Consider the following 21,500-nt stretch of genomic DNA (forward strand, 5'->3'; position numbering starts at 1 on the left):
CAACCGCGCGGCGCTAGGGCAATCTAAGGCGGATCCTCCCCCCGCCCCCATTGAGCAAAGAGGTGCCCTAATGCCTGCCGACTGGACCGCGATCGAAGCCTTGCCCGCGCCGCGCCTGGAAACCCTGTTTGCGGAAGACCCCAACCGGCTGGCGACGTTCAGCCTGGATGTGGCAGGCCTGCATTTCGATTGGTCCAAGACGCATTTGACGCGCGAAGCCGTCGCGGCGTTCGAGGCGCTGGCCAAGGCGCAGGATCTCGCGGGCAAGCGTGAGGCGCTGTTTGCGGGCGAGATCATCAACACCACCGAAGGCCGCGCGGTCACCCATGTCGCCGAGCGGGGCGAAGGCAGCACGGACGATGTCGCGCAGGCACGCGTGCTTCACGCGCGGATGCGCGCGCTGATCGACGCGATCGAAGGCGAAGCATTGGGCGCGGTGCGCCATGTGCTGCATGTCGGCATTGGTGGGTCGGCGCTTGGGCCCGATTTGCTGATCGACGCGTTGGGGCGCGAGGACAGCCGCTATGACGTCGCGATCGTTTCCAACATCGATGGCGCGGCGCTGGAAGAGGTGTTCAAAAAGTTCGATCCGACCGCCACGCTGCTGGTAATCGCGTCCAAAACCTTCACCACCAAGGAAACGCTGACCAACGCCGAATCGGTGCTGCAATGGATGGGCGAAGGCGGCGTGGACGATGTCTATGGCCGCGTCGTTGCGCTGACCGCGGACCCCGACAAAGCGGTGGAATGGGGCGTCGATGAAACGCGCGTGTTGCCCTTCGCCGAGTCGGTTGGCGGGCGCTATTCCTTATGGTCGTCGATCGGCTTTCCGGTGGCGCTCGCGCTCGGGTGGGATTGCTTTGAAGAATTGCTCGAAGGGGCGGGCGAAATGGATCGCCATTTCCGCCAGACTTCCCTCAGCCAGAATGCGCCTGCTTTGGCGGCGTTTGCCGACCTGTATTACACGCAAGTGCGTCACGCCGAGACGCGCGCGACCTTCGCTTATGACGAGCGGCTGCGGTTGCTGCCATCCTATCTCCAGCAGCTCGAAATGGAATCGAACGGCAAGGGTGTGACGATCGACGGTGAACCGCTCGATCGTCCGAGCGCGGCGATCACTTGGGGCGGGGTCGGCACCGACGCGCAACATGCCGTGTTCCAGTTGCTGCATCAGGGCACGCATCTGGTGCCGGTCGAATTCGTCGCGGTGATCGAGCCGGGCGATACGCTGGCCGAGGAACATCACCGCCAGTTGCTGCTCAACGCCTTCGCGCAAGGTGCTGCGCTGATGAAGGGGCGGCCCAATGACGACCTCGCGCGCAGCTATTCGGGCGATCGACCGTCCTCGACGATCCTGCTTGAGGAGCTCGACGCGCGTACGCTTGGCGCACTGATCGCGTTTTACGAACAGCGTGTGTTCGTGAGCGGGGTACTGCTCGGCATCAACCCGTTCGACCAGTTCGGGGTCGAGCTTGGCAAGGAAATGGCCAAGGCGGCGGACGCGGGTGGGCAGGATTTCGATGTTTCGACGACCGATCTTATCAGGCGCGCATTTGGGTGAGCGCCCTGTTTTACTTACGCGATGACCAAGAAAGACTGTTATGACGACTGCCTATGATTACGACCTCTTCGTCATCGGTGCCGGTTCGGGCGGCACGCGCGCGTCGCGCGTGGCCGCGGCACATGGCGCGAAGGTGGCGGTGGCCGAGGAATATCGCGTCGGCGGCACCTGCGTCATCCGCGGTTGCGTGCCCAAGAAGCTGCTCGTTTATGGCGCGCACTTCGCCGAGGATCTGAAAGACGCCAAGCGCTTTGGCTGGGATGTGCCCGACAATCTTGGCTTCGACTGGGCGCGGCTGCGCGATAATGTGATGGAAGAGGTCAGCCGTATCAACGGCGCTTATACCGCCACGCTCAACAATAACGGCGTCGACATCATCCTCGATCGCGCGGAAGTGACCGGGCCGCACAGCGTGCGGCTGGGCGGCGGGCGTGAGGTGACCGCGAAATATATCCTGGTCGCGGTCGGCGCGACGCCGGTGGTGCCGGAATGCCCTGGCCACGAACTTGGCATCACCTCGAACGAAGTGTTCCATCTCGATGCCGTGCCCAAGCGCATCCTGATCGCGGGCGCAGGCTATATCGCCAACGAATTTGCCGGTATCTTCAACGAATTCGGTGCGAAGGTAACGCTCATCAACCGCAGCGACGTGATCCTGCGCGGCTATGATGAATCGATCCGCGATCGGTTGCTGCAGATTTCGATGATGAAGGGCCTCGATTTCCGTTTCCATGCGACGTTTCGCGGCATCGAGAAGCAGGCCGATGGCAGCCTGCTCGTGTCGATGACCAACCATGAGCCGATCGAGGTCGATTGCGTGCTGTTCGCAACCGGACGCACCCCCAATACCGCAGGGCTTGGCCTAGCGGCGGCGGGCGTTGCGCTGGACGACAGCGGTGCCATCGTGGTCGATGCCGACAACAAGTCGAGCTGCGACAGCATCTATGCCGTCGGCGACGTGACCAATCGCGTGCAACTGACCCCGGTCGCGATCCGCGAGGGGCAAGCCTTTGCAGATACGCTGTTTGGCAACAAGCCGCACCGCGTGGATTATGAAAACATCCCGAGCGCGGTGTTCAGCCATCCGCCGATGGCGGGCGTCGGCCTGACCGAGGCGCAGGCGAAGAACAAGTTCGGCTCGGTTAAGGTCTATACCTCGGACTTCCGCCCGATGAAGAACGTGCTGGCCGGCCGCAACGAGCGTGCGCTGTACAAGATGGTGTGCCACGCGGAGTCGGGCGTGGTGCTGGGGCTGCACATGATCGGCCCCGATGCACCCGAGATTTTGCAGGCGGCGGCGGTCGCGGTGAAAGCCGGGCTGACCAAGGACGCGTTCGACCAGACCGTCGCGCTGCATCCGTCGATGGCGGAGGAACTGGTGCTGCTGCGGTAAGCGATCGCCCCTCCCGCGCGGCGGAAGGGGTGATCCATCATTCAGCCTACCAGATGTGCACCCGGTCGGCGGGTGCCAGATACAGCTTGTCGCCGAGTTTCACGTTAAAGGCTTTGTACCAGGCATCGACATTGCGCACCACGCCGTTGACGCGGAAGAAGGCCGGGCTGTGTGCATTGGTCAGCAATTGCTGGCGCAGCGCGCCTTCGCGTTCCTTTTCCTGCCAGACCTGCGCCCAGGCGAGGAAGAAGCGCTGGTCGCCGGTCAGCCCGCCGATCACCGGTGCCTTGCCGTGCTTGGCCTGATAGCGCTGATAGGCGGCATAGGCCATTTCGACACCGCCGAGATCGCCGATATTCTCGCCCATCGTAAGCGCACCCTTGATGTGCGTGCCGGGGATCGGTTCATAGCCGTCATATTGCTTGCCGAGCACGGTGGTGCGCGCGGTGAACGCCTTTTTGGACTCGGGCGTCCACCAGTTGCTGATCTTGCCGGTGCCATCGAACAGGCTGCCCTGATCGTCAAAGCCGTGGCCGATCTCATGCCCGATCACGGCACCAATCGCGCCGTAATTGACCGCGGCATCGGCGTTGGGATCGAAGAAGGGCGGTTGCAGGATCGCGGCGGGGAAGGTGATCTGGTTGGACAGTGGATTGTAATACGCATTCACCGTTTGCGGGGTCATGTCCCACAGGGTGCGGTCGACGGTCTTGGTCAGCCGGTCGAGATCGAGCTGATGCTGAAATTCGCTGCTGCGCATAGCGTTGCCGAGCAAATCGCCGCGATCGATCGTGAGGCTGGCATAGTCGATATATTTGACCGGGTGGCCGATGCGCGGGTCGAACTTGTCGAGCTTGGCAAGCGCCGCGGCCTTGGTCTTGGCGTCCATCCAGCTATTTGCCTTCAGTCGTCCGCCCAGCGCGCCGCGCAAATCGCCGATCAGTTCGCCCATCTTGGCTTCACTCTCGGGCGGGAAATAGCGCGCGACATAGATCTGGCCGACTGCCTCGCCGAGCGCACCGTTGACGAGGGCAACGCCGCGCTTCCAGCGGTCGCGCTGGGTCGGCTGGTCGCGCAGTGTCTTGCCGTAAAAAGCGAAGCTTGCATCGTCGAACGCCTTGGGCAGGAATTGCGCGTGATCGCTGACGAAGCGGAACGCGACCCAGTCCTTCCATGTTTGGAGCGGCACCGAATCGAGCAATTTGCCATTGGCGGTGAGCGCCGTGCTGGTTGCCATGATGACGGTCGGGATGCTGTCCAACCCGGCGGTCTTCAGCATCAAGTCCCAGTCGAATTGTGGCGCGAGCGCTTTCATGCCCGCGCGGTCCATCGGCTTGAACATTTCTATCAGGTTGCGCTGGCGTTCGGGGCTCCATTGCTCCTTGGCCATCGCGGTTTCGAGCGCGATGATCGCATCGGCCTTGGCGGCGGCATCGGGGATGCCCGCCAGCGTCTGCATCTGGATCACATAGTCGCGATAGGCCTTGCGGAAACCGTCATATTTCGCGCCTTCGAGCAGGTAATAATCGCGTCCGCCCATGCCGAGCCCACCCTGGCTGGCGGCAGCGACATAGCGGGTTGGGTCGGACGGATTGGGCAACTGGCCGAGCTCGACCGGCGAGGCATAGCCGACACTGGCGAACAGCGTCTGCAGTGCGGCCTTGTCCTGCACGGCCGCGATCTTGGTGAGATAGGGCTTCAGCGTGGTGAGGCCGTGCGCGTCAATTGCGGCCTCGTCCATCCAGCTTGCGTAAAGATCGCCGATCTGCTTGCCCGACGCGCCAAAGCTGGCGGGGTTGGCGGCAAGATCGGTCAGGATGTCGCGGACGTGTTGCTCGGCTTCGTCGCTGATGACCACCCAATAGCCAGCCGAAGTGCGATCGGCGGCGATCTGCGCGCGCTTGTTCCACGCGCCATTGGCGAAGGTCCAGAAATCGTCACCCGGCTTGACCGTCTTGTCCTGCGTCGTGAGATCGACGCCGAACGTACCGTAGCGCGGCCCGCTCTTTGCATCCTTGGCGAGCGTGGGTGCTGCCAGTGCGACGATCGCAGCCGCAGCCGCGAGCCGAACGAAGGTGGATGTGCGCATGATCGAGCCCTCCCGAAATACTGTTATGCTCGAGCATAACAGTGCGACAAAGGCTCCGCAACAATCGTGCGCAGGCGTCAGGCCACGCGGTTCGCCACCAGATCATCGACCACCGCAGGGTCGGCGAGCGTGCTGGTGTCGCCCAGGCTCGATACGTCGCCCTCGGCGATCTTGCGCAGGATGCGGCGCATGATCTTGCCCGAACGCGTCTTGGGCAGGCCCGGTGCGAATTGCAGCTTGTCGGGCGCTGCAATCGGGCCGATTTCCTTGCGCACCCAGCCGATCAATTCCTTGCGCAACGCATCGGACGGAGCGTGTCCCGAATTGAGCGTGACATAGGCGTAAATGCCCTGGCCCTTAATGTCATGCGGCATCCCGACGACGGCGGCCTCCGCGACCTCGGGGTGCAGCACCAGCGCGCTTTCGACCTCGGCGGTGCCCATGCGGTGGCCCGAGACGTTGATAACGTCGTCGACGCGCCCGGTGATCCACCAATAGCCATCGGCATCGCGGCGCGCGCCGTCGCCGGTGGTATATTTGCCGGGATAGGTGGTGAAATAGGTCTGGAAGAAACGTTCGCGGTCGCCCCAAACGCCGCGCATCTGCCCGGGCCAGCTCCGCGCGATGACGAGATTGCCTTCGGTTGCGCCACTCAGCAGCTCGCCATCGGCATTGACGAGTTGCGGGTCGACGCCGGGCATCGGCTTGGTCGCCGAACCGGGCTTGAGCGCGGTCGCGCCGGGCATGGGCGCGATCATCGCGCCGCCGGTTTCGGTCTGCCACCAGGTGTCGATGATCGGGCAGCGCCCGCCGCCGACGACATCATGATACCAGCGCCACGCCTCGGGGTTGATCGGCTCGCCGACGGTGCCGAGTAGCTTGAGCGAGCTGCGATCGGTCCGCGCCACGAAATCGTCGCCATCCTTCATCAGCGCGCGCAGTGCCGTGGGGGCGGTGAAGATGGTGTGGACCTTGTGGCGATCGACCACTTGCCAGATGCGGCTGGCGTCGGGCCAATTGGGCACGCCTTCGAACATCAACGTCGTCGCGCCATTGGCGAGCGGGCCGTACAGAATATAGCTGTGCCCGGTCACCCAACCAATGTCGGCGGCGCACCACCACACATCGCCCGGGCGATAATCGAAGCACAGTTCGTGGGTGAGGCTCGCCCACAACAGATAGCCGCCACTGGTGTGCATCACGCCCTTGGGCTGGCCGGTGCTGCCCGAGGTGTAGAGAATGAACAGCGGGTCCTCGGCGCCCATCGGCTCGGGCGGGCACGTCGCGGGAACACCCTCGCGTGCTTCGTGATACCAGCGGTCGCGCGTCGCATCGAACGGGACGGTGGCGCCCGTTGCGGCGACCACGATGACGGTCTTGAGGCCGGGCGCATGGGCGGCGGCGGCATCGACATTGGCCTTCAGCGGCACGCGCTTGCCGCCGCGACGGCCCTCATCGGCGGTGATGACGATGCTCGATCCGCAATCCTCGATCCGTCCGGCCAGTGCCTCGGGCGAGAAGCCGGCGAACACGACCGAATGGATCGCCCCGATCCGCGCGCAGGCCAGCACGGCAAAGGCGGCTTCGGGGATCATCGGCAAATAGATGGTGACGCGGTCGCCCTTGTTGACGCCCTGCGCCTTCAGCACATTGGCGAAGACGCACACTTCCTGGTGCAGATCGGCATACGTGAAGCGGCGCGGCTCCTCGCCGGGTTCATCGGGCTCCCAGATCAGCGCGACGGTGTCGCCGCGCTTGGCGAGGTGACGGTCGATGCAGTTGGCGGCGACATTCAATTTGCCGTCGGCGAACCAGCGGATGTGGAAATCGGCTTTGTCGAACGACCAGTCGCCGGCGATTTCGGGCCGCTTGATCCAGTCGAGCCGCCGGGCCTGATCGAGCCAGAAGCTGCCAGGGTCGGCCAGGCTGCGCCCATAAAGCAGGTCATAACCGTCCGCATCGATGCGCGCGCGCGCGGCCCATTCGGGCGGGACGGGGTAAAGCTCCTGCTCGGACATTTTGGTCTCCTGTGGAGGCGCATTTGCCGCTCCCTGCGGGCGCTTGGCAAGGGTGCATGGGTTGCGTTCCGTCACCAAACCGCGAAAAGGGCGCGCACAGGGTTTTAGGGAGTCATCATGTCCTCGACCATCGCCGAACTGGAGCGCAAACGCGAAGCGGCCCGCCTGGGTGGCGGTGAAAAACGGATTGCCGCGCAACATGCCAAGGGCAAGCTGACCGCGCGCGAACGGCTCAATGTGCTGCTCGACGAGGGCTCGTTCGAGGAGCTCGATATGTATGTCGAGCATAATTGCGTCGATTTCGGCATGGCCGAGCAGAAGATTCCGGGCGACGGCGTCGTTACCGGATCGGGTACGATCAACGGGCGGCTGGTGTTCGTGTTCAGCCAGGATTTCACGGTGTTCGGCGGTTCGTTGTCGGAACGCCATGCGCAGAAAATCTGCAAGATCATGGACATGGCGCTTAAGGTCGGGGCACCCGTGATCGGCCTCAACGATTCAGGCGGCGCGCGCATTCAGGAAGGCGTCGCGTCGCTCGGCGGCTATGCCGAGGTGTTTCAGCGCAATGTTTTGGCGAGCGGCGTCGTGCCGCAGATCAGCCTCATCATGGGGCCGTGCGCGGGCGGCGCGGTCTATTCCCCGGCGATGACCGACTTCATCTTCATGGTGAAGGATTCGTCCTACATGTTCGTCACCGGGCCCGATGTGGTGAAAACGGTGACCAACGAAATCGTCACGCAGGAGGAATTGGGCGGCGCGGTGACGCACACCACCAAATCCGGCGTGGCCGATGTCGCGTTTGAAAACGATATCGAGGCATTGCTGGCGGCGCGCGATTTCATCGATTTCCTGCCCGCCTCCAACCGCGAAGGCGCACCCGAGCGGCCCTCGTCGGACGCGTGGGACCGGATCGAGGAGTCGCTCGACACGCTGGTGCCGGCGTCCGCCAACCAGCCCTATGACATGCACGAATTGATCCGGAAGACCGTCGATGAGGGCGATTTCTTCGAGGTTCAGCCGACCCATGCTGGCAACATCATCACCGGCTTCGGGCGGATCGAGGGGCGCACGGTCGGCTTCGTCGCCAACCAGCCGATGGTGTTGGCCGGGTGCCTCGACATCAATTCGTCGAAGAAGGCGGCGCGGTTCGTGCGCTTCTGCGATGCGTTCGAAATTCCGATCGTGACCTTTGTCGACGTGCCGGGCTTCCTGCCGGGCACCGCGCAGGAACTGAACGGCATCATCAAGCACGGCGCGAAGCTGCTCTTCGCTTATGCCGAGGCGACCGTGCCCAAGATCACCGTCATCACGCGCAAGGCTTATGGTGGTGCCTATGACGTGATGGCGTCCAAGCATCTGCGCGGCGACCTTAATTATGCGTGGCCGACCGCCGAAATCGCGGTGATGGGTGCAAAGGGCGCGGTCGAGATTATCTTCCGTGGCCGCACGCCCGAGGAGATCGCCGAGCAGACCGCGCACTATGAAGCGCGCTTCGCCAATCCGTTCGTGGCGGCGAGCAAGGGCTTCATCGACGAAGTAATCCAACCGCACTCCACCCGCCGCCGCATCGCGCTTGGCTTGCGCAAGCTGCGCGGCAAGCAGTTGGAAAACCCCTGGAAGAAGCACGACAACATCCCGTTGTGAGGGGGGCGAACGGGCGCACGCAAAGGGCTGTTCGTGCGGCGATATCGACATCGCCGCTTTCCGATATGTGGCGATCTGGTAGCAGGGGCGTCGTGACTCGTCCCCTCCTCCCGCTTGCGCTTGGCGCGCTGTTGCTGACCGGTGCCGCCGCACCCGAGGCGGTGCCGCCGCCTGTGCCCTTGAAGCTCGTCGAAACGCTGTCGCGTCAGGGCATTCAGGAAATTTCGCCGGGGGCGATCGTCTCCAGCGCGATCATTTCCAAGCCCGATGTGGCGGTGCTGGGGGCCGATCTGGCGCTCGACCATAAGGGGCAGCAACGCCGCTTTGCGCGCGGCGAGGTGTTGCAGACCGGGACCGATGCCGGCTTTGCGAACCCGCCGCCGGTTTATTATTGCGAGAAGACCCGGGTCGGCTCGGTCGGGAAAGCCTTGTCAGGGCAACTCGCCTTCGGGCTGGTCGGGGCGTTGCGCCCGACGCAGCTCAACACGCGCTTCTGCCTGTTCGACAGTGATCGCGACCGTGCGTTCGATCACGCCTTTCTCATCGGGGCCAAGGGGGCGGGGCAGGCGCCGTTCGAAATTCCCGCGACCGATTATGGCGTGATTGAAGGGCGACGGTTGAGCGACGATAGCATCGCGCGGTTGCGGTATGCCGGGCCAGCCGGAACCGACGACCGCATCGCCTTCGATCTCGAGGCGGTTGCCTTTGGCCGGATGCGTGAAGTGCCGCATCCGCGTTATTATGTGTCGGTCGCCAAACTGCCCAATTACTTGATTGTCGGCACCGCCGTGGTCACGGTGCTGCGTTATGATGTCAAAAGCCATGTCGCGACGATCCGGATGGACCATGATCTCGCGCCTGGGCATATTGTGTTGCCGGAGCTGAGCCGTGCCTACTGAGACTCCCCTCGATCGTTTCAAGGCCGTGCTGGGTGGCGCGGCGCGCGCGGTTGCGCATGAGCCCGAGATCGAGCTTGCCTACACCGCCGATTCGCCGAGCCAATCGGGCAAGCATATCAAAGTGCCGATGCCCGCGCGCACGCTGCCGCCCGAGCAAGTGGCCGAGGCGCGCGGTTTTGCCGACGGCTTCGCGCTGCGGCTGCGCTATCACGACACCGCGCTGCATGGCCGGATTGCGCCGCATGAGGCGGTGGCGCGCGCGGTGTTCGATGCGGCTGAGGGCGCGCGAGTCGAGGCGCTTGGTGCGCGTGGTTATGCCGGGATTGCGGCCAATCTGGATGTCGCGTTGGAGACGCGGTTGCGCGCCGATCCGATCACGCGCGCACGGACGCGCGACGAGGTGCCGCTCTCCACCGCGCTCGGGCTGATGGTGCGCGAACGCCTGACCGGAGCGCCGCCACCCGAGGCGACCGCGCCGGGACTGGACCTGGTGCGCGACTGGATCGAACAGAAAGCGGGACGCGACCTTGATGCGCTGGGGCTCGCGATCGACGATCAGCGCGCTTTTGCCAGCCTGACCACCAAGCTGCTCGAAGATCTCGAATTGATTGAAGGGGACATGATCCCCGACGAATCCGAGGAAGGCGGTTCCGAGGATGAAGGCACCGAAGAGCAGCAGGACGATCAGGGCGACGAAGGCGAGGACGACGGCGAGCAGGGCCAGGGTGAAATCGAGGCACGCGGGTCCGAGCAGGATTCGGACAGCGAAGAGGGCGAAGGCACCGAGCAAAGCGACGATTCGTTCGACGACATGGACGGCGAACCCGGCGACGAAGGCGAAGAGGGGATGCTCCCGGTTCGCCCCAACCGGCCGTTTGCGGATTTCTCGCCGCAGTTCGAATATAAGGCGTGGACCACGGCGTATGACGAAGTCATCGCCGCGACCGACCTGTGCGACGCCGATGAGCTGACGCGGCTGCGCTCCTATCTCGACCAGCAATTGGTGCATTTGCAAGGCGCGGTGACCAAGCTCGCCAACCGACTGCAGCGCCGGTTGATGGCGCAGCAGAATCGTAGCTGGGATTTCGACCAGGAAGAGGGCATTCTCGATGCGGCGCGGCTGGCGCGGATCGTGGTCAACCCGACGCTGTCGCTCAGCTACAAGATCGAGCGCGAAACCGACTTCCGCGACACGGTGGTGACGCTGCTGATCGACAATTCAGGATCGATGCGCGGACGCCCGATTTCGATTGCGGCGATTTCAGCGGATATTCTGGCGCGCACGCTGGAGCGGTGCGGCGTCAAGACCGAGATTTTGGGCTTCACCACGCGCGCGTGGAAGGGCGGTCAATCGCGCGAGACCTGGCTTAATGCCGGGCGTCCGCCGCAGCCGGGGCGGCTCAACGACGTGCGCCACATCGTCTATAAGAAGGCCGACGAGCCGTGGCGGCGCGCGCGCACCTCGCTCGGGCTGATGATGCGCGAGGGGCTGCTGAAGGAAAATATCGACGGCGAGGCGCTGCTCTGGGCACATTCGCGCATCATCGCGCGGCCCGAGGACCGCAAGATCCTGATGGTGATCTCGGATGGCGCGCCGGTCGACGATTCGACGCTGAGCGTCAATTCGGGCAGCTATCTCGAACGCCATTTGCGCCAGGTGATCGGCTGGATCGAAGCGAAGTCGCCGGTCGAACTCGCCGCGATCGGCATCGGGCATGACGTGACGCGCTATTATGCGCGCGCGGTGACGATCATGGACGCAGAACAACTTGGCGGGACAATCATCGAGCAATTGGCGGCGTTGTTCGATGCCCCGATGGGGCGGGGGCGTGGTTGAAGCCCCGCCGGGCGGTTTTGTCGGCCCGGTCAAACGCTCCGTTACGATTGCCGGACACCCCACTTCGATCAGCCTCGAGCCGATTTTCTGGCACGCGCTGGAGGCGCAGGCGGCTGCGCGCTTGCTACCGCTCAACGCGTTGATCGCGCAGATCGATTCGGTGCGAATCCTGGCCGACGATCCCCCCAATCTTGCCAGCGCGCTGCGCAGTTGGGTGCTGGCTGCGCAAAAATGCGAATAAATCGCAATAGCGTTGACAATGCGAGTGACTCGCAATAGCTGATCCCCATCGTCAAGGGGATCACACTTTGCCACACGTCGCTCGCAAGCCTGCTTACCTCGCTTTGTCCTGTGTCGGGGCCTTTGCCAGTTTTCCGGCTTATGCGAACGATGTCACGCCGCCGCCGCCCGCCAATGATGAGGACGCGGATCGCAAGCTGGACATCATCGTCAATGGTGCGCGCGAACGGCGCCCGGTCGATCCGAAGCTGGTTGCCCCGCTGATCGACACGCCCAAATCGATCGTGGTGCTCGACAAATCGGTGATTGCGCAGACTGGCTCAACCACCCTGCAAGACGCGTTGCGCACGGTGCCCGGCATCACCTTTGGCGCGGCGGAGGGGGGCAACCCGATTGGCGACCGGCCCTTCATCCGCGGCTTTGACAGCCAGGGGTCGATCTATGTCGATGGTGTGCGTGACCTTGCATCACAGAGCCGGGAAGTGTTCGCAATCGATTCGGTGCAGATCGTGCGCGGATCGGATTCCACGCTTGGCGGGCGCGGCAGCGCAGGCGGGACGATCAATATCCTGACCAAATTGCCGCAGGCGCGCACCTTTGGGTCGATCGCGGGCAGCTATGGCAATGCCGACTACAAGCGTATTGTTGGCGATCTCAACCTCAAACTCGGCGACACCGCCGCCTTCCGCATCGAAGGCCTGTGGCACGATCAGGATGTTGCCGGGCGCGATGCCATCTATCAACGGCGCTGGGGTGTGGCGCCGAGCTTCACGATCGGGCTTGGCACGCCAACGCGGCTGACCATCGGCTATTACCGCCTGGAAAGTCACGAATTACCCGACAGTGGCATTCCCTATCTCTACACCATCGCCAATGCGCCGGGGACGGGCGCGATCCGCACCGAACCCGCGTTGGGGCGGATCACCACCGCCAATGGCCAGACCGGTTATGTCGCCCGCTCGACCTTTTATGGCCTTACCAGCCGTGATTTCCGCGATAGCATCACCGATCAGGCAACAGTGCGGGTCGAGCATGATTTTGGCGGGGTGACGCTGCGCAACACCGCGCGTTTCAGCCATGATGCCCAAGCCTATATCTTCACCCTGCCCGACGATTCGACGGGCAATGTCTATGGCAGCGGGCAGGTGTGGCGGCGGTCGAACACGCGCTACAGCTATGCCGAAAGCATCGTCGATCAGCTCGATCTGTCGGGCAGCTTCAGCACCGGCGGGATCAAGCATGACTTCGCGGTTGGGGCCGAAGTGTCCTGGGAAAAGGCGCGGCGCGGCACCTATGTCACGCGCGGTTTTCTCAATTCCAGTGGCACCGAAATCTTGTCCAACGGGTCGAGCATTTCCCCGCGCTGCAACACCGCCACCGTCGCGCGTTATTATTGTGCAAGCCTCTTCTCGGCCAATCCGAATGACCCCTGGGTCAATTACGCCAGCGACACCTCGTCCACCCCGTCCCCGATCGTGCGGTCGCTGCCGATTGAGGAAACGCAGAACGACGCCGAGACGCAGGCGCTTTACGGGTTCGATTCGATCACGCTGCTGCCGTCGCTGATCCTCAACGTCGGCGCACGCTATGATCGTTTCACCTCGCGGATCACGCCGGGGCAGCCGGCCAATGCGACCACCACGTTCCGCTTCTCGCGCACCGACGAACTGTTCAACTGGCAGGCGGGGCTGGTGTTCAAGCCGACCAAGGAAACCAGCGTCTATGCGACCTATGCCACCGCCGCGACGCCGCCCAACAGCCTGCTCGGCGAGGGCCGTGAGGACAATGCGTTGCCGACGACCCTGGCCACTGCGAACGCGCTCGAATCGTTGAGGGTGCAAAAGACCAAGTCCTATGAGGTCGGCGCGAAGGCGAGCCTGTTCGGCGAAAAGCTGGCGCTTGGCCTCGCCGTGTTCCAGACCGACATCGCCAATGCCCGCGTGACCGATGCCAATAACACCATCGCCTATCTCGGTTCGACGCGGATTCGGGGCGTGGAGCTCACCGCCAGCGGCACCGTGCTGCCCGGCTGGACGGTGTTTGGCGGCTACACTTTCCTTGATGCCAGGATCGTCGATGGTGGCTTCACCGCGTTGACGGTGGCGGCGAATGGGGCAGCCAGGGCGACGACGGTGCAAGTGCCTTCGGTCAACACCGGCAAAAATGTCCCGCAAACCGCGCGCAACAGCTTCACCCTGTCGACCAATGTCGAGCTGACGCGACGCATTTCGCTCGGCGGCGGGGCCTATTATATGGACAAGCAGAATGGCGGCTATGCCGACAACCGCAGCGCGACGCAGACCAGTGCGGGCGTGGTAACGGTCACCCCCGCGACCAAGATCCTTACGCGCGGCATCCCCAGCTATTGGCGCTTCGATGCGCAGGCGCGGTTCAAGCTCAACGACCAACTGGAACTGTCGATCAACGCACAGAACCTGACCGACAAGGTCTATTTCACGCAGACCTATACCAGCCATTATGCATCGATCGCGCCCGGGCGTACCGTGTTCGGCACGGTGAAGGTGGCGTTTTGAACGGGCTGTCGGACGCGGAAGTCGCCGCGCGCCTGTCCGGATCGCCGGAAGAGCGCGCCGCCTTCCTGCGCGAATGCGCGGAAAGCGGCGTGGCCGAGGCGCAGGCGCTATACGGTCAAGTGCTGCTCGATGGCACGGGTGTGGCGCAGGATGCGCCCGCTGCGCTCGGCTGGTTCATCAAGGCGGCGGCGCAGCATCACCTGATGGCGATCAACATGGTCGGGCGGTGTTACGACCTTGGCTGGGGCACCACGCCGGACAAGGGCCGGGCCGCCGAATGCTATCGCATCGCCGCCGAACGCGGGCTCGATTGGGGCATGTACAATTACGCGACGCTGCTAGCGCTCGGGCAGGGCGTGACCGAGGACAAGCCGCTGGCGCTGGAGTGGTTCTGCAAGGCGGCGGGGCTCGGCAATGCCAAGGCGACCAATTTCGTCGGCAGCTTTCATGAAGATGGCTGGGTCGTGCCACGCGATCTTGCCAAGGCGGCGACCTGCTATGCCCGCGCCGCCGAGGGGGGCGATTTTCGGGGCGCATTCAACCATGCCCGGATGCTGGCGACCACGGGCGCGATTGAGGAATCGCTCAACTGGCTCCGCCGTGCAGGCGCGACCGCGACCCCGGTCTTTGTCGAAAAGGCAGCAGCGTGGCTGGCAACCTGCGATATTCCCGCGCTGCGCAAACGCGGCGTCCAGGCACTTAAGGCTGCTGCATCATGCTGACCGTCATTCCCGATCTGTTGAGCGCGACCCAAGTTGCAGATTTGCGTGCGCTGATCGATGCCGCAAGTTGGATCGATGGCAATGATACCTCGGGCCAGCAGTCGGCGTTGGCCAAACGCAATGCGCAACTGCCCGAAGATTCGGATGCGGCCAGGCGCGGTGGGGCGATGGTGCTCGATGCGCTCGCCGCTTCCCCCTTGTTCGTGGCCGCCGCGCTGCCACTCAAGGTGTTCCCGCCGCTGTTCAACCGGTACGCGCAAGGCGATGGCTTCGGCGCACATATCGACACCGCGATCCGCATCCGCCGCGGCAGCGATTTCCGTATTCGCAGCGATTTGTCAGCGACGCTCTTCCTTGCCGATCCTGACAGCTATGACGGAGGCGAACTCGTCATCCAGATGCAGTTTGGCGAACAGCGCGTGAAGCTGCCCGCCGGGCAAATGGTACTCTATCCCGCCTCCAGCCTGCACCATGTCGCGCCGGTGACGCGCGGGGTGCGCGTCGCCAGCTTCTTCTGGATCCAGTCGATGATCCGCAACAATGAAGCGCGCGCCACGCTGCTCGATCTCGATACCGCGATCCAGTCGGTCGGCGCGCGGCTGGGGCAGGGGGATGGCGAGGTCGTCCGCCTGACCGGCGTGTACCACAATTTGCTGCGCCAGTGGGCCGAGGTGTGATGGGCAGGATCGGTATGCGCAACGCTTGGCTTCAGGTGCATAAATGGATCGGCCTGACCCTCGCGATCCTCATCATCCCACTCTCGCTGACCGGGGCTGCGCTGGTGTGGGACGAAGCGCTCGACCATGCGCTCAACCCGCAACGCTATGCGACCAGCGGCAGCAACACGCTGGACCCGCAGCGTTACGTTGCCGCCGCGCGCGGGGTACTCGCGCCGGAGGACCGCATTGTGGCACTGACACTGCCGGGCACGCCGGGGGAACCGGTCGTCGTTTCGGCGAGTCTCGCGGGCAAGGGCATGCGGGTCCAAGGCCCCCCGCCGCGCAAGACAGTCTGGCTCGATCCGCCGAGCGCGCGCGTGCTGGATTTTGCCAATAGCGGCAGCGGGCTGATCCGTATGCTGCACATGTTTCACGGATCGATGCTCATTCCCGGCGTTGGGCGGCAGGTGGTCGGCTGGATCGGCGTTGCGATGCTGCTGTCGTGCGTATCGGGGCTATGGCTGTGGTGGCCAACGGTCGGGCGCTGGGTGCGCGGCTTGCGCTGGCGGCGGCATCGCAACACCGACAGCAATTTGCATCATTTGCTTGGCCTTTGGGTTGCGCTGCCGCTGTTCGTGCTGTCGCTGACGGGGGTGTGGATTTCCTTTCCACAAGTCTTCGGTGGCGGCGGTCCTGCGGCGGGCGGGCGTCCGAATGCAACGCGTCCGGTGGTGCCGTTGGCGCTGCCGCAGCTCGCGCTGGATAGCGCGATCGCCACCGCGCGCGCGGCGATACCGGGCAAGGTGTCCAAAGTGGAATGGCCGACCGATCAAAAACCGATGTGGAAAATCGACTTCGCGCAGGAAGCACGCGGCGTTTTGGTCGATGACCGCAATGGCGTGACCGAGGTGCCTCGCGCCGCGCCAGAGCCGCTCGCGCGCACAATGCGGCGCATCCACGACGGCACCCGGATGGGGCTGGCGTGGCAGATCGTGATCTTCCTGGGCGGGCTGTTGCCCGCGATCCTGGCTGTGACCGGGATTATCATGTGGTGGCGCGCGCGGGGTTGGCGGGCGGAACTGAAGGCGCGACAGCGGGGACGGGCCTGATCCTCCCCGGTCCGGGGAGGATTGACAGTTACCGCCCCAGCAGCACCCGCGCCTGACCCGCAATTTGCGCCAGCATCGCCGCGTTGGGCGCAGGGGCCAGGCGCGCGCGATCAACCACCGCCTTGAATTGACCGACGCGTCCGGCATTGTCGGCCAGCCATGTCTCAACCAGCGCCTGCGGATCGACGTCACTGCCGCTCGCCCCGCGCCCGAGGAACTCCAGCCGCAACTGCTGGAAATCGCGCGCCAGCCCCGCAATCAGCAGGCGCTCCCACGGATCGCTCGATGAGATACGCGCGGCATGGGTTTGCGCCCAATCCAGCCCCAGCGCCTGGCCGAGCCGGGTGAAGGCACGCGTCAGCACGGTCTCGTTCAGCCCCAATCGTTCGCCAAGATCGGCGAGACCGACCGCGCCGTCGAGCTCGAACAGACGCACGACCTTCTGCACCAGCTTCTTGGGTGCGCCCGCCGTTTCCAGCGTGATGGCGATGCGGGCGCTTTGCGCGCTGGCTTCTTCGAGCAGCAACGCCTTGGTCTGCTTGTCGAGTTGAACAATGCCCTTGCCAAGCCGCGCAAGCGCGGCCCCCGGCCCGGTGCCGCTGCGCGTGACGCGGAGCAGATCGGCGATTTGCGAGCGCGTCGCGACCGCGACTTCATCGAACAAGGCGATCCGCGCGTTTTCGGGCATCTCCGCCGTTTCAATCTCGCGCCACAAGGTCGGCAAGTCGAACAAACGTTCGGCGACGACGAACATCGCGGCGATGTCGCTCATCGCCGCGCCTTCTTCCTCGGCGAGTTCGAACGGGTAGAGCACGCCCATGCGGTTGATGATGCGGTTGGCAAGCTTGGTCGCAACGATTTCGCCGCGCAGCCGGTGCTGGTCGATCGCCGCGCCGAACTTCTTGCGCATCGCGGGCGGGAAGGCGGCGTGGAGATCGGGCCGCAAATCGGGATCGAGCCCGAGGCCCGCTTTCTCGATCGATGCCTGCAAGGCGAGCTTGGCGGTCGCCAGCAGTACGGCGAGCTCTGGCCGGGTCAACCCGCGCCCTTCGGCGGCACGGCGCAACAGGTCGTCATTGCCCGCCAGCCCCTCGACCGCGCGGTCGAGCGAACCGCCTGCCTCGAAAATCTCGATCAAGCGGACATAGCTCGGCACGTCGCGCGCGCCATCGCTCTCGGCGATCGACAGCGCGAGCGTTTGCAGGCGGTTATCCTCCAGCACGAGGTGCGCGACATCGTCGGTCATCCCGGCGAGGAAGGTGTTGCGCTTGTCGTAAGCAAGGCGGCCCTCGATCATCTCGCGGTTGAGCGCAATCTTGATGTTGACCTCATTATCCGAGCAATCGACGCCAGCCGAATTGTCGATAAAGTCGGTGTTGATGCGCCCGCCGCGCGCCGAAAAGGCGATGCGCGCGGCCTGGGTGACACCCAGGTTCGCGCCTTCGCCGATCGCGGTGGCGCGTAGATCCTCGGCGTCGACGCGCAGGCGATCGTTCGCCGGATCGCCGACGGCGATGTTGTTTTCGGCGCGCGCCTTCACATAGGTGCCGATGCCGCCGAACCAGATCAGGTCGACCGGGGCCTTCAGGATCGCCGAGATCAGCGCGCCTGGCTCCATCTCGCTTGCCTCGATGCCAAGCGCCGCGCGCACTTGTTTGGACAGCTTGATGATCTTGTCGGTGCGCGGGAACACGCCGCCGCCCTTGGAGATGAGCGATGCGTCATAATCCGCCCAGCTCGAACGGGGGAGGGCGAACATGCGCGCCCGCTCGGCCCAGCTTGCGGCGGGATCGGGATCGGGATCGAGGAAGATATGGCGATGGTCGAACGCCGCGACGATCTTGAGCGTCTGGCTCAGCAACATGCCGTTGCCGAACACGTCGCCCGACATGTCACCGCAGCCGATGACACGGATCGGTTGGGTTTGTACGTCCACCCCGCGCTCGGCGAAATGGCGCTGGACGCTGACCCACGCGCCCTTGGCGGTGATGCCCATCGCCTTGTGATCGTAACCGACCGAGCCGCCGCTGGCGAAGGCATCGCCCAGCCAGAATGTGTGTTCGAGCGCAATCGCATTGGCGACGTCGGAGAAGGTTGCGGTGCCCTTGTCGGCGGCGACGACGAAATAGGGGTCGTCTCCATCATGGATGACGACGTCGGCGGGGTGCACCACCGCACCCTCGACGATATTGTCGGTGATCGACAGCAGCGCGCGGATGAACACGCGGTAGCTTTCGGTGCCCTCAGCCAGCCACGCATCGCGATTGGCGGCGGGCGGCAATTGCTTGGGGTAGAAACCGCCCTTCGCGCCGGTCGGCACGATCACGGCGTTCTTGACGCGCTGTGCCTTCATCAGCCCGAGGATCTCGGTACGGAAATCGTCGCGCCGGTCGGACCAGCGCAAACCGCCGCGCGCGACGGGCCCCGCGCGCAAGTGGATGCCCTCGATCCGCGGCGAATAGACCCAGATTTCGCGCCACGGCACGGGCGCGGGCAGGCCGGGGACGAGATGGCTGTCGAGCTTGAACGCCAGCGCCGTCCGACCGGCGGGGGCAAAGGCATTGGTGCGCAGCGTGGCGGCAATGACGCTGCGCAGCGAGCGCAGGATGCGGTCGTCATCGATCGCGGAAACCGTATCGAGCCCGGCATCGATCGCCGCGTCGGCGGCTTCGATCAGATCGGGTCGTTGTACCGTAGCACCACCCCGCACCCGTTCACCCTGAGCCTGTCGAAGGGCCTTGCCGCGCGCAGGTGCTTCGACAGGCTCAGCACGAACGGGGGTGGCGCGCGCCGGATCATGCGCGGCAGCAAAGCGCTCGATCAACGCGGCGGCGACTTTCGGCGCGCGACGCAGCGCGTCGACCACCGTTACCAGACCATAGGTCAACCCAGCCTGACGCAGATAGCGGAACCAGGCACGGAACAGCACGACCGAAGCCGGAGCTACCCCGGCATCGACGATCAGGCGATTGAATTCATCATTTTCGGCCTTGCCCTCCAGCACCGCCTGGATCGCATTTTCCAGCACGCTGGTGTCATCGGACAAGCGCACGCCCGCCGCCTCGACCAGAAATTCATGCACAAAGCCCTGTTCCTCGCCGATCAGCGCGGTCGGCAATTCCTCGATCACGCGGAAGCCGAAATTCTCCAGCACCGGCACCGCGTCCGACAGCGCCAGCGCGCCGCCCAGGCGATAGATTTTCAGCCGGGCGGCGCCGCGTTCGTCGCGATACATCCGCACCGAGCGATCGGCCGCAGTTTCCAGCCGTGCCAGCCGCACGATGTCGCGCGCGGCCTCCTCGGCGGTGTTGGCGCCGCGATACGCCGTCGGGAAGCTGGCGGCATGTTTGAGCGCAAGCCGCGCGGCGCGTGCCGGGTCGGTTTGTTCGACCAGCGCCGCCTCGACCGCTGGCACCCATCCGCGCACCATCCGCGCGATCCGCGTGTCGAGCGCGTCGGTCTCGGGCAATATGCCACCTTCGCGCAGATCGAGCGTGAAGCGGATCAGCGCGATCGTGTCATCGACTTCGATGGACCAGTTGAGCACGCTCGCCTTGGCCGCCTCGGCCAGCATTTCGCCAATCGCGGTGCGGCGCGCGGTGGTCAAATCGTCGCGCGGCAACCACACAAAGGCGAACAGATGCCGCCCCAGCACGCTGCGCACCAGCCGCAGCTTGGGCCGCGGACGATCCGCCAGTGACATCGCGGTCAGCGCCACATCCTCCAGCGCTTCCGGTGGGAAAGCGATGATGAGGTCATGCGGCAGCCCGGCGAGCGCATGGGTCAGCGCCTTGCCGGTATGGCCCTTGGGGTCGAAGCCGAACTTCGCCTCGAGCCCGGCGAGCCGTTCGCGGAGGACCGGCACGTCCTGCGGTGCGGCCTTGAGCGCACTGCTCGTCCACAGCCCGGCATGGATCGACAGGCCAACCACGGCATCCTTGTCGCGCACCGGCACCACTGCAAGGTCGAGCGGGACATGGCGGTGCACGCCTGAAATCAGGTTGGATTTGAGCAGCAAAGGCGCCTGGCCCCCCTTGGCGAACCATTCCATCGCCAGCGTGCGCGAAGCTTCCGCCAGAATTGGCACCGGGCCCGGGTTACGCGCGATGCCAAGTTTGGTTTCGTTGCGGCCGATCCACAGTTCATGGCCCAGCAGCGTGAACTTCTGGTCGAGCAACCAGAACAGCAAAGCGGCCCCTTCGCCCGCCGGCAGCGTGGCGATATCGGCTGCCATTGCATCCTGCAGCGCCTGCCAGTCATCGACCGCCGTGCGGACATCGGCGAGATTGCGCTCCAGCGCCGCGATCAGATCGCGCCGCTCGCGCGCGTCGGCGCGTTCCAGCTCGATATAGATCATCGATTCGGGCGAGCCCTTGTCATCGACGCTGACCAGCGCGCCATCGGCATCGCGCGTGACGCACACCACCGGATGGATGATCCGGTCGATCGCGATATCGTGGCTGCTGATCGTCGCGGCGATCGAATCGACGAGGAAGGGCATGTCGTCATTGACGATGGCGAGCCGCATCCGGCGACGCGGGTCGGTGCCGGGCAGCGGTTCCAGCGCGATATTGGGCTTGGGCGCGGCCCCGGTCGCCCGGCGTTCGGCGGTGGCGGCGACAAAGGCGGCGGCATCGGCGCGTTCGGTTTTGCCGAACCCTTGCAACTCGCCCGGAAGCGCACCCTTGGTCAGCCGGACGGCGAGTGCATCCGACAGCGATTTCAGCGTGGTTTTAGCCATAGACGCCCTATGCGCCGGTCGCGTGACGACCTCAAGACTTGTGGCACCGCACAA

Annotated in this window: 13 protein-coding genes; 10 read left to right on the forward strand and 3 right to left on the reverse strand. The window is 64.5% G+C overall.

Annotated features, from left to right (window positions below):
* The first annotated feature begins 70 nt into the window (after positions 1–70).
* Both pgi and gorA read left to right on the forward strand, forming a co-directional pair.
* A complete protein-coding gene (gene pgi, locus WC704_RS11320; RefSeq protein ID WP_372890024.1) occupies positions 71–1,561 on the forward strand; it encodes a glucose-6-phosphate isomerase in 1,491 nt (496 codons plus the stop codon).
* Positions 1,562–1,601: 40 nt separating this feature from the next.
* Entirely contained in the window at positions 1,602–2,954 is a 1,353-nt protein-coding gene (gorA, locus tag WC704_RS11325; protein WP_372890025.1) for a glutathione-disulfide reductase, read from the forward strand.
* Between the two features lie 46 nt (positions 2,955–3,000).
* Here gorA and WC704_RS11330 read toward each other — a convergent pair whose 3' ends face one another.
* Positions 3,001–5,043 carry a M13 family metallopeptidase gene (locus WC704_RS11330; protein ID WP_372890026.1) on the reverse strand — a complete coding sequence of 681 codons (2,043 nt, stop codon included), beginning with the start codon at positions 5,041–5,043 and terminating at the stop codon, positions 3,001–3,003.
* 77 nt (positions 5,044–5,120) lie between these two features.
* Positions 5,121–7,061: an acetate--CoA ligase gene (gene acs, locus WC704_RS11335; RefSeq protein WP_372890027.1), complete on the reverse strand. Its 1,941-nt coding sequence runs from the start codon at positions 7,059–7,061 to the stop codon at positions 5,121–5,123.
* A gap of 117 nt (positions 7,062–7,178) precedes the next feature.
* Here acs and WC704_RS11340 point away from each other — a divergent pair, with 117 nt between their 5' ends.
* The 8 genes from WC704_RS11340 to WC704_RS11375 all read left to right on the forward strand — a co-directional run bounded on the left by WC704_RS11340 (position 7,179) and on the right by WC704_RS11375 (position 16,705).
* Positions 7,179–8,705 carry an acyl-CoA carboxylase subunit beta gene (locus WC704_RS11340; RefSeq protein WP_372890028.1) on the forward strand — a complete coding sequence of 509 codons (1,527 nt, stop codon included), beginning with the start codon at positions 7,179–7,181 and terminating at the stop codon, positions 8,703–8,705.
* 92 nt (positions 8,706–8,797) lie between these two features.
* On the forward strand, positions 8,798–9,604 hold the full coding sequence (locus WC704_RS11345) for a hypothetical protein (protein WP_372890029.1): 807 nt from the start codon (positions 8,798–8,800) through the stop codon (positions 9,602–9,604).
* Positions 9,594–11,441 (forward strand): cobaltochelatase subunit CobT, encoded by a 1,848-nt coding sequence (cobT, locus tag WC704_RS11350; protein ID WP_372890030.1) that lies wholly within the window; start codon positions 9,594–9,596, stop codon positions 11,439–11,441. The genes WC704_RS11345 and cobT overlap by 11 nt, the downstream gene beginning before the upstream one ends.
* Complete coding sequence (locus tag WC704_RS11355) at positions 11,413–11,682, forward strand: ribbon-helix-helix domain-containing protein (protein WP_372890031.1); 270 nt, start codon at positions 11,413–11,415, stop codon at positions 11,680–11,682. Before cobT ends, WC704_RS11355 begins: the two co-directional genes overlap by 29 nt.
* Before the next feature lie 67 nt (positions 11,683–11,749).
* Positions 11,750–14,215 carry a TonB-dependent receptor gene (locus WC704_RS11360; RefSeq protein WP_372890032.1) on the forward strand — a complete coding sequence of 822 codons (2,466 nt, stop codon included), beginning with the start codon at positions 11,750–11,752 and terminating at the stop codon, positions 14,213–14,215.
* Positions 14,212–14,937, forward strand: coding sequence for a tetratricopeptide repeat protein (locus WC704_RS11365; RefSeq protein WP_372890033.1), 726 nt, complete (start codon positions 14,212–14,214; stop codon positions 14,935–14,937). Before WC704_RS11360 ends, WC704_RS11365 begins: the two co-directional genes overlap by 4 nt.
* A complete protein-coding gene (locus tag WC704_RS11370; RefSeq protein ID WP_372890034.1) occupies positions 14,931–15,614 on the forward strand; it encodes a Fe2+-dependent dioxygenase in 684 nt (227 codons plus the stop codon). Before WC704_RS11365 ends, WC704_RS11370 begins: the two co-directional genes overlap by 7 nt.
* A 14-nt stretch (positions 15,615–15,628) precedes the next feature.
* Positions 15,629–16,705 (forward strand): PepSY-associated TM helix domain-containing protein, encoded by a 1,077-nt coding sequence (locus WC704_RS11375; protein ID WP_372890035.1) that lies wholly within the window; start codon positions 15,629–15,631, stop codon positions 16,703–16,705.
* A 28-nt stretch (positions 16,706–16,733) separates the two neighbouring features.
* Here WC704_RS11375 and WC704_RS11380 read toward each other — a convergent pair whose 3' ends face one another.
* Positions 16,734–21,446, reverse strand: coding sequence for an NAD-glutamate dehydrogenase (locus tag WC704_RS11380; RefSeq protein WP_372890036.1), 4,713 nt, complete (start codon positions 21,444–21,446; stop codon positions 16,734–16,736).
* Between the last annotated feature and the right edge of the window lie 54 nt (positions 21,447–21,500).

The sequence above is a fragment of the Sphingomonas sp. genome, from assembly GCF_041661885.1.
Taxonomy (GTDB): Bacteria; Pseudomonadota; Alphaproteobacteria; order Sphingomonadales; family Sphingomonadaceae; genus Sphingomonas.

Coding starts and splice junctions, on each gene's coding strand:
- WC704_RS11340 (WP_372890028.1), top strand. CDS start 7,179: ATGTCCTCGACCATCGCCGAACTGGAGCGCAAACGCGAAGCGGCCCGC.
- gorA (WP_372890025.1), top strand. CDS start 1,602: ATGACGACTGCCTATGATTACGACCTCTTCGTCATCGGTGCCGGTTCG.
- WC704_RS11370 (WP_372890034.1), top strand. CDS start 14,931: ATGCTGACCGTCATTCCCGATCTGTTGAGCGCGACCCAAGTTGCAGAT.
- WC704_RS11380 (WP_372890036.1), bottom strand. CDS start 21,446: ATGGCTAAAACCACGCTGAAATCGCTGTCGGATGCACTCGCCGTCCGG.
- WC704_RS11330 (WP_372890026.1), bottom strand. CDS start 5,043: ATGCGCACATCCACCTTCGTTCGGCTCGCGGCTGCGGCTGCGATCGTC.
- WC704_RS11355 (WP_372890031.1), top strand. CDS start 11,413: ATGCCCCGATGGGGCGGGGGCGTGGTTGAAGCCCCGCCGGGCGGTTTT.
- acs (WP_372890027.1), bottom strand. CDS start 7,061: ATGTCCGAGCAGGAGCTTTACCCCGTCCCGCCCGAATGGGCCGCGCGC.
- pgi (WP_372890024.1), top strand. CDS start 71: ATGCCTGCCGACTGGACCGCGATCGAAGCCTTGCCCGCGCCGCGCCTG.
- WC704_RS11375 (WP_372890035.1), top strand. CDS start 15,629: ATGCGCAACGCTTGGCTTCAGGTGCATAAATGGATCGGCCTGACCCTC.